The 13,699-nt window shown below is 41.6% G+C and carries 9 protein-coding genes; 3 read left to right on the top strand and 6 right to left on the bottom strand.

Annotation, left to right across the window (positions count from 1 at the left end):
- Window positions 1-150: 150 nt before the first annotated feature.
- The 3 genes from N8M66_RS00125 to rexB are packed head-to-tail and all read right to left on the bottom strand — an operon-like array spanning window position 151 to window position 8,270.
- Window positions 151-1,329 (bottom strand): hypothetical protein, encoded by a 1,179-nt coding sequence (locus tag N8M66_RS00125; RefSeq protein WP_261044859.1) that lies wholly within the window; start codon window positions 1,327-1,329, stop codon window positions 151-153.
- Between the two features lie 18 nt (window positions 1,330-1,347).
- Entirely contained in the window at window positions 1,348-4,998 is a 3,651-nt protein-coding gene (gene addA / locus N8M66_RS00120; protein ID WP_261044857.1) for a helicase-exonuclease AddAB subunit AddA, read from the bottom strand.
- Entirely contained in the window at window positions 4,995-8,270 is a 3,276-nt protein-coding gene (gene rexB / locus N8M66_RS00115; protein WP_261044856.1) for an ATP-dependent nuclease subunit B, read from the bottom strand. The genes addA and rexB overlap by 4 nt, the downstream gene beginning before the upstream one ends.
- Window positions 8,271-8,387: 117 nt before the next feature.
- On the opposite strand from rexB, the gene N8M66_RS00110 reads away from it, so the two are divergent.
- The 3 genes from N8M66_RS00110 (at window position 8,388) to N8M66_RS00100 (ending at window position 11,010) form a co-directional block, all read left to right on the top strand.
- Complete coding sequence (locus tag N8M66_RS00110) at window positions 8,388-9,197, top strand: Cof-type HAD-IIB family hydrolase (protein WP_261044854.1); 810 nt, start codon at window positions 8,388-8,390, stop codon at window positions 9,195-9,197.
- Window positions 9,198-9,338: 141 nt separating this feature from the next.
- Complete coding sequence (locus tag N8M66_RS00105; RefSeq protein ID WP_261044853.1) at window positions 9,339-10,247, top strand: ATP-binding cassette domain-containing protein; 909 nt, start codon at window positions 9,339-9,341, stop codon at window positions 10,245-10,247.
- A 10-nt stretch (window positions 10,248-10,257) separates the two neighbouring features.
- Complete coding sequence (locus N8M66_RS00100) at window positions 10,258-11,010, top strand: ABC transporter permease (protein WP_261044851.1); 753 nt, start codon at window positions 10,258-10,260, stop codon at window positions 11,008-11,010.
- Between the two features lie 40 nt (window positions 11,011-11,050).
- Here the strand turns inward: N8M66_RS00100 and N8M66_RS00095 are convergent, their stop codons facing one another.
- From N8M66_RS00095 to aguB, 3 genes are all read right to left on the bottom strand, one after another.
- Entirely contained in the window at window positions 11,051-11,929 is an 879-nt protein-coding gene (locus N8M66_RS00095; protein ID WP_120718769.1) for a sensor histidine kinase, read from the bottom strand.
- Window positions 11,926-12,627, bottom strand: a complete 702-nt coding sequence (locus N8M66_RS00090; RefSeq protein WP_261044848.1) for a response regulator transcription factor — start codon at window positions 12,625-12,627, stop codon at window positions 11,926-11,928. Before N8M66_RS00090 ends, N8M66_RS00095 begins: the two co-directional genes overlap by 4 nt.
- Window positions 12,628-12,817: 190 nt before the next feature.
- On the bottom strand, window positions 12,818-13,693 hold the full coding sequence (gene aguB, locus N8M66_RS00085; protein WP_261044847.1) for an N-carbamoylputrescine amidase: 876 nt from the start codon (window positions 13,691-13,693) through the stop codon (window positions 12,818-12,820).
- Between the last annotated feature and the right edge of the window lie 6 nt (window positions 13,694-13,699).

Genomic DNA, 13,699 nt, shown 5'->3' with positions numbered 1-13,699 from the left:
TTTCTTTCTTATCCTCTATTCTATCATAAATTAGTCTTTTTTGCATAAGCTTTTGTTTGTAATAGCTACTTTTTAAAGGAAGACTGATTTCAACCCCACTTGATTTGTATATTAACCTTATATAAAATTCTATGTCTTATATATTTAGTTTTAGATGAGTATTCGAGATAAAAATGGGACTATGCAATTTGTTAGAATCCCTTCTATCCAGCTTTCCTGTGCTGAGGAGAGATGTTCTGCCTGGAGGCTTTCTTTTAGAAAATCGCGAACTTGTTCTGGTGCGATTTCAAACTCAAAGGTTTTCATTTTATAGAGAAAATCAATAATATGATCTGACAGATATTCGGTTGAAAAGGGAACTTCTCCACTTTTTCGATATTCTAATAAGAGCCTAGAAAATCGGGCTTTTTCTTCAGGAAGCTCACGAAAATAGGAATTGAGGAGCCAGGTCTGCTTCTGCTTTCTTTCAATTGGATCCTGACTCGCAATTCGTTGGTCTTTTTCCAGCTCTTTTTGGTATTGTTTGGCCTTGACAGCCCGTTCTGTCCGATTTTTACCAAAAAGTATTTTCTCCCACTTGCGTTCTTCTTGGGTTAAGGTTTCTGTAAAGCCAAAGTAATCCTGATAAGCACGCTCTGCTGGTCCCATGGCTAGTACCAGATTGTCTGCATATTGCTTGGCGATTCTATCTCTTTTCTTGCGCTCTTTCTCTGCCTTGATACGGAGTTCTTGTTCATAGTCAATTTTCTCCTTGCCTAGCTTGACAAGGTAGAGTTGGTCATCTGGTTTTCCAAGTAAAAAGGGTTTGATACACTTTTCAAGGACTTCTTCCATACGAGTCTTCTTCTTGGGTTCTGCCTTGGTCCAACTTCCTCCTTGAAAGACTTCTAGGAAAAGATGGTAGTCTTTCTCAGGTGAGAACTGATTTCCACGATTGGGTTTAAAAACACCTTTTTCCCAGAGCCACTTTAGAAGACGCTCGTCAAAGTCACTTTTGTTGACCTTTATTTTTTCCTTTTTCTGGGCTTTTTTGGTCAGATTCTCAACCTTTCTGAGCAGTTTTTCTTCCTCTTCTAGCTGCTGGTCAAGGCTTAATCGATGAAAATGCCGAACACAATCACTACCAATCGGAAAGAGGCGTTGACCTGTGACACTGTTAAAGAGTTCATAAGCGTATTTGATGGCATTCCCACAGACACAATTGCTACGGCCAATACCGTTAAAAATCAAGGAAACTTCATTCCATTCCTTGGTAGCTTGTTCCCAAGTATCAGCTTTTGAAGCCTGTAAAACAGCATCATGCAGGGATTTTCTAACTGGAAGTGTCAAGAGGTCTCCTTTCTAAATTTATACTTTTACAACTTGAACCTCGTCTTTACCGAGTAAAATCAAGTACTTCTCAATATTTTCAATCGAATAGGCTCGTGATAAGGCCTCTTCGTATAGGGATAATTGACCACGATAGCGGTCTATGAGTTGGCTTGGCTCGTCATAGCGGTCTGTCTTGTAGTCGAACAGAACGATTCTGTCGTCGTAAAGCAGATAGCCGTCCAAGATTCCACGAACAACGAAGTTTTCCTGACTCTTATGGTCTCGTTTAAGCATGGAGAAAGGTTGTTCACGATAGAGATGGTCGGTATTGGCAAGAATTTCCTGACCAAGTGCTGAGTCAAAGAATGCAAGGATTTTAGCAAGATTGATTTTGTCTCTGACAGCTGGGCTGGCTTGAACTTGTTGGAGAGTTTCTGTTAGGCTAGCAAGGGTTGGTTGCTGATTGAGGTCAATTCTCTGCATGAGTTCGTGGGTGGCACTACCGATTTCAGCTCCAGTTACCTTTCCTTTGGTTGAAAAATCAGGCAAATCAAAGCTGATTTTCTTATCCACTGACTGACCTTGACCAGCAATTTCGACACCTTCCATATCCATAACAGGTTCGTAGAATTTCTTGATTTGGCTTGGAGTTTGAACACTAGGTAGTTCAATGGCTGCGCGATGAAGAGTGTTATAGACTTCCACCTCTTTCAGCATTTCCAGAGCTTCTTTGATGGTTTCAGACTGGCGATTGTCTGCTTGAGAGCTATCTTGTAGAAGGCTCTTGTTTTCCAACTCTCCGATAGCTTCTCTAGTCAACTGGTCTTCGCCAACAAAACGATAGCTAAAGTTGAGATTATCCTTGGCAAACACTTTGCTGATAGCCCAAATCCAATCTTGGAAATTCTTGGCTTCCAGTCTAGTATTGCTATTTAGTTTTCCATTTTTAGCTGCTGGGAATTCCTTGGCTTCCAGCTTTTCACGAGACCCCTTGCCGACAAGGTAGAGCTTTTTCTCAGCCCGCGTCATGGCAACATAAAGGAGGCGCATCTGCTCTGAATAGCTAGCCAATTGCAGTTCTTCCTCATTCTGGATATAAGTAAGGCTAGGAATGGAGAGTTTGATGGTTTTAGGATAGTGGGCTTCCACTGCTCCTGTCTCCATCTTGGCAATGTATTTGACACCAAGACCATTCTGACGACTGAGAATGACTTCTGACATAGAGTCTTGCTTGTTGAAATCTTGATCCATATTGAGGATAAAGACATAAGGAAACTCCAACCCTTTACTCTTGTGGATGGTCATGAGCTCTACAGCATCCTTGGGCGGTGCGACAGCCACGCTTGCAAGATCGTGCTGGGCTTCTAAAACTTGGTCAATCATACGGATAAAGCGGGACAAGCCCTTGAAATTGCTCTTTTCAAATTGATCAGCACGCAGCGCTAGAGCATAGAGATTTGCCTGCCTAGCAGGACCATTTGGCAAAGCCCCAACGTAATCATAATAAAAACGGTCGTTGTAAATCTTCCAAATCAAGTCATAGAGGGAGTGGGTTTTGGCATGCAGTCGCCAAGAAGCCAAGATATCTATGAATTGTTTTAGTTTCTCAGCTAAAGCTGTATGGATCAAATTTTTATGGCTTGTTGTCTGTTTTTGAGCATTGACTAGCTTATCATAGAGATTCTCTTGGATTTTTTCCTCTGCTTTCTGAAGGGACAAGCGTGCTAACTCGTCCTCATCAAAACCAAACATTGGAGACTTCATAAGGGCAACCAAGGCATAGTCTTGCAGGGGATTGTGAATGACACGAAGGGTTTCTAGCATGACTTGCACTTCTAGGGATTGGAGATAATTGTTTTGCTCTCCGTCAGTTTTGACAGGAATTCCGTACTCAGACAGGGCGAGAAGAATCTGGTCATTTCGACTGCGGCTAGAGGTCAAAAGGGCAATTTCCTTAAAAGCAACACCTTTTTCTTGATGGAGTTTGAGGATTTCCTTGATGACCAGGCGCATTTCACCTGTTAATTTCGTTTCTGCTTGGCTCTCTTCTTCCTCACCAGTATCGTCCTTGTCGTAGAGGAGAAATTCTGCCTTGTTGTCTGGATTTGGAGTTAGTTTGCTATTGGCAAAAACAAGCTGATGCATGCTATCATAGTTGATTTCTCCAACCTCTTGGTCCATAAGGCGTGCAAAAACATCATTGGTTGCTGACAGCACTTCTGAACTACTACGGAAATTTTCCTTGAGCAGAATCAGCTTTCCTTCTTGAGGATTCTGCGCATAGCGTTGGAATTTCTCATTGAAAATCTGCGGATCTGCCTGACGGAAACGGTAGATAGACTGCTTGATATCCCCGACCATAAAGCGATTGTGACCATTCGACAGCAATTCCAACATCCGTTCTTGAATGTGGTTGGTATCCTGATACTCATCGACCATGACTTCGTGGAAACGCTCCTGATAAGCCTCACGAACTTGCGGGAAATTCTCTAAAATCTCAATGGTATAATGGCTGATATCGGCGAATTCAAAGGCATTTTCCTGACGTTTGAGCTGACGATAAGCCTCTATAAAATCACTCATGAAGGTTTGGAAAGTCTTAGCTAGTTCCCAGGTGTCTTCATGATAACGTTCTTGATAGTCTAGAATGGTTATCTGGTCCGCTAGTTGTCCTAGTTTAGACAACTGGGCCTTTCTTTCTTCGTTGTAGGCATCCGCCAGGGGCTTCAAATCAGCCTTACGACTCGCATTAGTCAGAGCCCGACCGTTTTTCTCCTTAGAGATGGCGATAACACGCGCAAGCACTACCTGATAAGCCTGACTATCGGATTCTTGATTTAAGGAGCCAATTTCATCTAAAATCAACTGAACATTCTCTAGATAAGCAGCCTTTGGAAACTCCTTGGCATCATTATCCAGATGATAACGGAAAAAGCTTTCCAAGTCCCAAAGGGCTTGCTGGATTTGCTCAGTCAGTTTTTCTTTTTCATTCGTAAAATCAGCTGTTTCAAAGCCTTTTAGGAAAAATTCACTTAGCCATTTCTGAGGATTGCTGGTGGATTGGAGGAAATCATAGATTTTATAGACCTGCTGGCGCAAACCGCGTTCATCCTTGCCACGTCCAGCAAAGTTTTTCAGCAAATGACTAAAGGTCTCTTTCTGTTTCCCCTGGTAATGCGCTTCAAAGACCTCGTGGAAGACTTCATTTTTTAGAAGGAGTTGCTCGCTTTGGTTTTGTAAAATACGGAAATTAGGCGCAATGTCAATCAGATAGCCATGTTTGCTAAGGAATTTTTGTGTGAAAGAGTCCATGGTACCAATGGCAGCGTTGGGTAGGTCTGCCAACTGGCGTCCTAAGTGTTGTTTGAGGTCAACATTGCTGCTTTCTTGGATTTGTTGGCTGATTTTTTTCTCCAAACGTTCCTTAAGCTCTGTGGCAGCCTTAACGGTAAAGGTCGAGATAAAGAGTTGAGAAATTTCCACACCACGCGCTAACTGATCCAGAATACGCTCTGCCATAACAAAGGTCTTCCCAGAACCAGCTGATGCTGAGACAAGGATATTTTGACCAGAAGTGTAGATAGCTTCGATTTGCTCAGCAGTTTTCTTTTGTTCCTTGCTCGAATTTGTTTCAGCTTCTTGCAATTTTTGAATTTCTTCCTCGGTTAAAAAGGGAATGGACTTCATCGATTCAACTCCTCTCTAATTTTTTCAAACCAAGCTTGCTTGAGTTTCTCTCCTACTAGACGCTTGCCGTCAGCTAAATCTAACTTTTCTAGGAATCGGGCTTGACCTAAATGGTAATTGGCTTCAAATCCTGTGATGGCTTGATGTTGCTGGACGTATGGAGCAATACTTCTGCCATTTTCGGTATAAGGATTAATGGCGAATTGGCCTTCTAAAATCGTCTCAGCTGCTTTCTTGTAAAGATGGGCATTGTAGTCCAGTAGGAGCTGGAATTCCTCATCTGTCAGCTGGTTGCCCTTGTTTTTGTTGTAAAATTCACCCAAATGACTGCTTTCTTTTTCCAAAAAGAGGCCTTGGTATTTCATAGATTTGCTGGCTTCTGCTACTGCTCCAGCCAGACTTTTAACAGCCATCAGAGCTTGGACTGGCTCAGCCATTTCCAAGTACATGGCACCGAAAAAGTTCTGCTCCCCTTCTCTTTTTAAGGAAGCTAGATAAGTTGGCAACTGAGAATTGAGGCCATTAAAGAAATGAGGAAACTGGAACTGAGTTAGACTCGACTTGTAATCTACTACTCCTATCGCCCCATCAGCTTTCAAACGGTCAATGCGGTCAACCTTACCTCGTACAAAGATACTGCGTCCATTGTCTAATTGAATAAAGGCTTGCTCTTTTCCACCAAAGTTCGCTTCTTCTTTGATGGTTTCAATAGCTGGATTGTGGCGGAGAATATGGTCAGTCGTCCGTGCCACATCAAGCAGAACTTCCTTGGTGAACTGGGCTTCCAAACTTTCCTGATAAATAGCTTCAAATTCCCGTTCCTGACTGGTTTCTTGAATAGCCTGTTCCAAACGTTGGTCAAAGGAATCTTCGTCAGGCAACTGTAAGACACGTTCAAAAATACGGTGCAAGAAATTCCCATGACTACGAGCATCAGGGCGAAGGCGCAATTCTTCCTGCAAGCCTAAAACATAACGGAGGAAATAACTGTATTGGTTCCGGTAAAACTCCGTCAAACCAGACGTAGACAGGTAAAACTCCTGATCAGCAGGATAAAGAGCTTGTAAGGTGTCCTTAGCCAACTGCTTACTGCTTGGACTGGTTGGGAGGGCAGGATTTTCCAAACCTTGCTGGTCTAGTTTTTTACCCATCACACGAGCCAGAACCTTGACAAAGGTCAAATCTTGCTCCCTATCACTCGTATCGCCCTGTTGGTGATAGGCAACCAGACTGGACAAAAGACTGTGATATGACCCCATATCTTCTTTAGACAGCCCTTTGTGATGAATCTTCTTCTCTTTACGGCTAAATCCAAAATGGACCAGCTCTTGAAGATAGGCAGATTCCTTGCTTTCACTTTCGTTAAAAAGGCTTGGAGCTGACAAGACCAACTGCTTACGAGCAGAATTGACCAAGGAAAGCATAGTATAGCGATTTTTCTTGAGGTTCTCACTGCTGGCAATCAGCAATTGCGCCCCCTCTTCTGTCGCTTGGTTTAAGCTTTGTCTTTCTTCATCAGTCAAAAGACTGGTGTTTTGCGCTATTTTTGGTAAATTGTCCTGAGTCAGCCCAATGGCATAGACAAAGTCAGCTGTCAGAGGAGCAATCAAATCGTAACTCTGCACCAGAACGGTGTTCACTGTCGCTGGAATGGTACGGTATTGAGATAGGCTCATACCAGAATGAAGCAAGGCTAGGAAGTCCTCCAGACTAACTTGTGAACCAGCAAAAACGGTCGCAAATTGTTCTAAAACATGACAGAATGCCTTCCAAACTTCAGTTTGTCTTTCCTGTTCAAGAGCTTCCACAGTGGCTGTCAAATCTTGCAACTGTTTGGTAACTGCACCTTCTTTTAGAAAGCTATTCCACTTTTGCAAGAGATTTTCAGCCTTCTGTTTTCGACTGGCAAATAGGGTTTCAAGAGGGGATAAAATACGCAGACGAAGAGCATTTAAACGTTCCAAATCAAATTTTCCATGGTGGGATTTGGTGAAGGTTTGCTGAAAGGCTGGTAAGCCATTGATACCAAGATAGCGGATATATTGCTCAAATGCGTCAATATCAGGCTGGCTAAGGTCGGTATACAAACCAGTTCTGAGGAGGTTTATCAAATCCTCCTGACGGAAACGATAGCGTTTCAAAGCTAAAATAGACTCGACAAACTGTGTCAAGGGATGATGAGCCATGGATTCGCTTCTGCCAAGATAGAAAGGAATCTGATACTGGTCAAAAATGGTTTTTAGAGATAACTGATAAGAAGCTACATCCCCCAAAAGAATACGAAAATGCTTGTAACTCAGGTCTGAGTTCTCATGCAATTTCTGTCGAATGCTACGGGCTACCAATTCCAACTCTTCTTTTTGCGTCAAACAAGACCAGATTTGTAAGTTTTCACAGTCCTTATCATCGACATCCAAGGTGAATTCTGAAAAGTCATAAGAAGACTCCAGCAAACGAGAGGCCTTATCAAAACTATCCATCTTCTCATGAGTTTGAGAATAATCCTGAGCAGGTGTTTGATATTTAGAGGCTAGATGATGGAGAAAGTCCACACTGGCTTGGTATAGATTGCCTTCAGCGAATGGACTGGTATAGGCTTTCTTACTAGCATAGGCTCCAATGACAATCTCAACACCCTTGCCGTGAAGTAGGTCCACAATCCGCTCTTCTTCAGCAGAAAAACGGGTAAATCCATCAATAACCAAGGCGATTTGAGTGAAATCACTACTTACTTTGTTATTCTCAATAGCTTCAATCAAATGAGACAACTGACTTCCCTGAGCCAACTGACCTTGATTAAGATAGGCTGTTACTTTTTCAAAAATCAAGAGCAAGTCTGCTCGCTTGTCCTCATCTGCCAAACTCTCCAAGTCTAAAAAGCTCATCTGAGCAGTCGTCATCTCGTGATACAGTTCAATCAACTGCTGAATAAATTGAGGATCCTGCTTAATCGCACCATAAACACGCAAGTGCTTGGGGTCAAGTTCGGCAAGGCATTTGTAAAAGGCCATCCCAAGACCGATGTCATCTAGACTGGTTTTGGCAGGCAGGTCATTCAAGACCAGATAACGAGCCATTTGAGCAAAGCGCGTAACGGTAATCGCAAAAGAAGCCTGCTGGGACAAGCATTCCAGCACGGCGCGTTCTTTTTCAAAAGAAAGAGAGTTGGGGGCGATGTAGAAGACTCGCTTGCCAGCAGCAACTAGCTCTTCCGCCTCTCTGGTTAGAATTTCTGTCAAAGAAGTCCGAATATCAGTATAAAGTAATTTCATCTTTGCCTCGTTAGAATTTTTCATTACCTTTTATTATACCATGATTAGCCCGAAGATTCCTCCTTCTTTCCTCCAAAATATGCTATAATAATACCAAAAGATAAAGAAGGAAGTCTTATGATTAAACTACTAGCCTTGGATATGGACGGAACCCTCCTCAATGAAGCCAAGGAAATCCCACAAGCTCACATTACTGCCATTCACCAAGCCATTGAAAAAGGTGTCAAACTAGTTCTCTGTACGGGGCGCCCGCTTTTCGGTGTCCTCCCCTACTACAAAAAACTGGGGCTGGACCTCCAGAATGAGTATGTCATTGTTAACAATGGTTGCTCAACTCATCAAACGAGCGACTGGAGCTTAGTTGACTGGCAAGAACTCAGTCCAGCTGATATCGAATACCTCTATGACCTAGCTGAAAAAAGTGATGTTCAGTTGACTCTTTTTGATGAGGAACATTATTTTGTCCTCGGTGGCAAGCCCAATCAAGTTATCCAAAATGATGCCGAGCTAGTCTTTTCAGACCTGACTGAAATTTCTCTTGAGGAAGCGACTAGTGGCAAGTACCGGATGTTCCAAGGTATGTTTTTGGGTACAAAAGAGCAAACAGACGATTTTGAGCAGCGTTTTGCGACAGAACTCTGTCAACGATTCAGTGGAGTTCGTTCGCAGCCAGTCATTTATGAGGCCATGCCACTTGGAACAACAAAGGCTACTGCTCTTTCACGATTAGCTGAGATTTTGAAGATTGAACCATCAGAAATTATGGCCATGGGTGATGCCAATAACGATATCGAAATGCTCCAGTTTGCAGGACTTGGTATTGCTATGGGAAATGCCAGCGATTATGTCAAATCCCTAGCTGATGATGTTACAGCCAGCAATGAAGAAGACGGCGTCGCGCGTGCTATTGAGAAATATATTCTATAATTAAGAAGCCCAGTTCGTGTCAACTGGGTTTTGATATTTAAGAATTCCTAAAACTTTAGAAACTCTTTAGAAATCCTTGAGCTTTCTTTGATTTCTATGCTTTATACTAAAGTTAACAAAATAAATCAAAAGGAGAGAATCATGAAAACAGTACTCGACATTCATGGATTGTCCAAAAACTTTAACAAACAAGCTATTCTTCAGGATCTTCATCTAACAATAAGAGAGGGAGATATTTATGGACTTATCGGGAAGAACGGAGCTGGGAAAACCACATTGATAAAAATCATTACGCAACTACTGTTTGCGGATAAAGGAACTGTTTCCCTCTTTTCTAGTCAATCGGAAAATGAATGGACCAAGGCTCTATCTCGAGTAGGTTCAGTGATCGAATCACCTGTAGCTCATAATCACTTAACAGCCTATCAAAATCTGAAATATTACTGTATGATTCGTCATATTCCAAATGCTGATCAAGTCATTCGAGAAACTCTGGACTATGTAGGCTTGTCAGATACAGGTAAAAAAGTCTTTCGAGATTTCTCTCTTGGAATGAAGCAAAGACTTGGCATCGCCATTGCCCTTCTCTCCAAACCAGACTTCCTGATCTTAGATGAACCTATCAACGGACTTGACCCAATTGGTATCAAAGAATTTCGTCTGATGATTCAACGGCTCAATCAAGAAAAAGGAATCACCATTCTCATCTCTAGCCATATCTTGTCAGAACTCTATCTCGTAGCAAATCGCTTTGGTATTTTAGATAAAGGCAAGATTATCCGTGAAATCAGCAAAGCTGAATTTGAAACACTAAGTGAGGATTATATTGTGCTTAAGACAGCTGACCTAGAGAAAGCTTGCCAAGTATTGAAAGAACAAATCCAGCTCCAGTTCAAGGTTGTCAATCCTGAGAATGAAATCCACATCTTTGGTCAGGAACAAGATGTCAAACAGATTCTTAAGGACTTAACCTTGGCAGATGTCGCTATTGACGAGATTTACTACGCCCGTCAAAACCTAGAAGAATACTTCACTCAATTGGTCGAATAGGAGGAAAATCATGATACATACCATTCAAGCAGACTTTTACCGTCTTTTCCGTTCCAAAGGATTCTGGATTACAGAGTTCATTCTCTTTGCTCTCATGCTAATGGGCGCAAGTATTGGAGCTACTGGCCATCTGATGGCAATCCAGACAGAAGAGCCAGAAATTCCAACCCATGGTTGGGACGGTATACAAGCCCTGATTAACGCATCTAGTCAAGGTTCAAACCTCGTTTTTCTCTGTATTGTTCTAACTTGTCTCGTTCTCGGTGTTGATTTAATCGGAAAGCTCTATAAAAATAGTTTGACAGTAGGGATTTCTCGTACAGAGTTTTTCCTTGCCAAAGCCGTTGTACTGGCTTGTATTGCACTTTTGCAACTTATCATCAGCCTTGTGATTGCCTTTATTCCAGCAACTATCTTAAATGGATTTGGAACCATGCCTGATGGCTTTATTGGTAATCTACTGCTAACCATTTTCCTTCAATTGCTTTGCCTCCTTGCTTGGCTTTCCATTGTTTCCTTCATTCTCTATGTTAGTCATTCTTATCTTGCGGTATTTATTGGTTATTTGGTCAGCTCTATCTTACTTTCTATGCCAATGCTCCTTTTTCCAAATATCAAAATTTTACCATATTTATCCTTACAATTTGCCTATGCTATGACTGCTAATAGTGAGTCAATTTTCTACACACTTATAGTTACTTTAGCTGTTATTGTAATCTTTAATCTAGGTGGACTAGCAGTTTTCAAAAAGAAAAGTCTATAAAAAATGACCTCCTCTAGCCTACAGAGGAGGTTTCTTTTCGTTAAAAATAAATGAAAACCGACAACCACTGCCCATCTGTGCTTAGTTTCATCTCTGCACCGAGAAGATGGCATAATTCCTCAGTGATATAAAGACCTAAACCAGAGGATTCTTCCGTGTCTGATAGATTTTCAGAATAAAAACGATTGCTAAGATTTTCTATTTTTTTGATGGGTTGTTTGACAAGGTTTGCAATCTCTAAGACAAGCTGTTCCTTTTCCTTTCGCAAAGATAGACGCGCTTCTTCCTTGCCATGTTTGAGGACATTTCCGAGCAAATTTTGTAAAATTCGATCCAGCAAGTCTTCATCGGTCCTCATTTTTAAACCAGCTTCAACCTTAAAATCAAGGGTGATATTTGCCGCCTGAAAAACATCATAATAAGCCAGAGTCTTTTTGGTGATAAAAGCTGAAATATCTACTTCTTCTAGTTTCGGCTTAACAGCTCCTTCCATCAACCGACGGTATTCTAGGAGAGCCTCCAAACGTTTGGAAACTAAATCAAGATGCTGGGCGATTTTTTGTAAGGTTTCTGCTTGGTTTTCAGGAGTTTTTATCAATTGTTGGGTGTAACCTGAAGCGATAGTCAAAGGTGTCCGAATATCATGAGCGATATTGCTGATGGCCATATCCAGAGTCTGCTTTTCCCTTTTCATCACCAACCGAGATTGTTCCACTTCCTGAAATAGATTCTCAATCTGCTGGTAGAGCTGTAAAAAATGTTTGGAAAAAATGCTGGCGCCAACTCTTTTCATACTACCCGTGAGAATCTTGTCTTCAATCTGTTGACTCAAGTTTTTAAGTGCTAGATGGTAGCGAATCAATGCAATCGATAAAATAATTAGGAGAACCAGTAGGACAACGATTATCATGTAGGTCATTGCTTATCTCCTTTTAATCTTACCCCAACTCCCCAAATGGTTTCAATGTATTCCTGAGTTGGATCAAGCTGGTTTAATTTTTTACGAAGATTACTCAAATGCGTATTGAGGGTATTATCTCCAGGTAGATAGCTATCCTCCCAGACCAATTCATAAAGTTCTTCCTTGGTGAAAATTTTCTTAGGGTGTTTAAGGAGAGTTTGGAGAATCAAGCATTCTTTCTTAGCCAGGCGAATGGTTTCCTGGCTATTTTTGATTTCAAAACTTTCTGCATCAAACTGGATATTTTTCAAGTTTTGTGGCAGATTTTCAGTTTTTCCTAGTTCTATAGGCTGTTTTTCTGCGCTTTGACGTAATTGAACAGTAACTCTGGCAAAGACTTCGTCCAAATCAAAAGGTTTCACTATGTAATCATTGGCACCGTCCAAGAGATATTGACTGATTAATTTCTTATCGCTCAAAGCCGTTAGCATAATGACTGGAGTTTGACTTTGTTCCCTGATAGCTTTTAAAACCTGATCCCCATTTTTCCCAGGAAGCATGATATCGAGCAAAACGAGATCAATCCCACCTTGGTCAAAACGCATGATTCCTTCTGTACCAGAAAAGGCTTGAATCACCTCATGCTCCTCAGTGAGAAGTGTTCGCAAAATCTCTTGAATGTCACTATTGTCTTCAATAACCAATATCCTAGCCATAAATACCAACCTTTCTGCAACTATTATAGCATGTTTTATTGATAAAGCTTAAACAGAAAAGCTCCTCGCATAAAAGCGCGAGAAAGCCTTAGAGGGTTAAAATATAAAATCCACTTGCTAGATGACCTAGTATCTTATAGTTACTAATAAGAAGTTAATCTAGCAGAATGAATCTCTCATTTCTCTCCTACTAGTCCGTAATACGTTGATACATTTCGGGTCTTCTATCTCGAAACAAGCCCCAGTTTAGGCGTTCACTTGCTCCCTTGTCAAGGTCATAAGTTGCTAAAAGAACAGCTTCTCCTTGTCTTTCAGCTCGCTCTAGAATAGCGCCTGTTTCATCCGTCATAAAGGATGAACCGTAGAAGTCAAGGCTGGAACTCTGTCCACCATTTTCCTCACTTGGAGCGACTTCCTCTAATCCATAACGATTGGCTGCAATGACTGGAACAATATTTGCTGCTGCGTGTCCTTGCATGGTACGTTGCCAATGACCACAACTATCTGTATCCAAGATAGGTTCCGAACCAATGGCAGTTGGATAAAAGAGCAATTCAGCACCATTCATTGCAAGACAGCGCGCTGTTTCAGGGAACCATTGATCCCAACAGATTCCAATACCAATCTTAGCATAACGAGTGTCCCATACCTTGAAACCTGTGTTACCAGGTGTGAAATAAAATTTTTCTTGATAATAATGATCATCTGGTATGTGGGTTTTCCGATAAACGCCCAGTACTTCCCCATCTCCATCAATGACGGCAATAGAGTTATACAAGACATTGCCATCTTTTTCATAGAAACTGATGGGTAAAACGATCTGTAGTTCCTTAGCAAGCACCTTAAAATGCTGAATGGCTGTATTTTCTGTCACCGACTGGGCATACTGGTAGTAGACATACTGACGTTCCTGACAGAAATAGGGACGTTCAAACAACTCGGGCAAGAGAATAATTTGTGCGCCTTGTTCTGCAGCCTGACGTACTAAACGCTCTGCGGTTTGGATATTTGTTGCCACATCCTTGTCGCATTGCATCTGAATGGCTGCAACTTTTACATTTCTCATCTTTTT

Origin of the sequence: Streptococcus mitis (assembly GCF_946188585.1) — a bacterium.
GTDB lineage: Bacteria > Bacillota > Bacilli > Lactobacillales > Streptococcaceae > Streptococcus > Streptococcus mitis_DG.
This window is presented reverse-complemented; position numbering and strand designations above follow the sequence as displayed.

Bases quoted from the DNA above. Each gene is read 5' to 3' on its own strand.
- N8M66_RS00110 (WP_261044854.1), top strand. From the start codon at position 8,388: ATGATTAAACTACTAGCCTTGGATATGGACGGAACCCTCCTCAATGAA.
- rexB (WP_261044856.1), bottom strand. From the start codon at position 8,270: ATGAAATTACTTTATACTGATATTCGGACTTCTTTGACAGAAATTCTA.
- N8M66_RS00105 (WP_261044853.1), top strand. From the start codon at position 9,339: ATGAAAACAGTACTCGACATTCATGGATTGTCCAAAAACTTTAACAAA.
- addA (WP_261044857.1), bottom strand. From the start codon at position 4,998: ATGAAGTCCATTCCCTTTTTAACCGAGGAAGAAATTCAAAAATTGCAA.
- aguB (WP_261044847.1), bottom strand. From the start codon at position 13,693: ATGAGAAATGTAAAAGTTGCAGCCATTCAGATGCAATGCGACAAGGAT.
- N8M66_RS00090 (WP_261044848.1), bottom strand. From the start codon at position 12,627: ATGGCTAGGATATTGGTTATTGAAGACAATAGTGACATTCAAGAGATT.
- N8M66_RS00100 (WP_261044851.1), top strand. From the start codon at position 10,258: ATGATACATACCATTCAAGCAGACTTTTACCGTCTTTTCCGTTCCAAA.
- N8M66_RS00095 (WP_120718769.1), bottom strand. From the start codon at position 11,929: ATGACCTACATGATAATCGTTGTCCTACTGGTTCTCCTAATTATTTTA.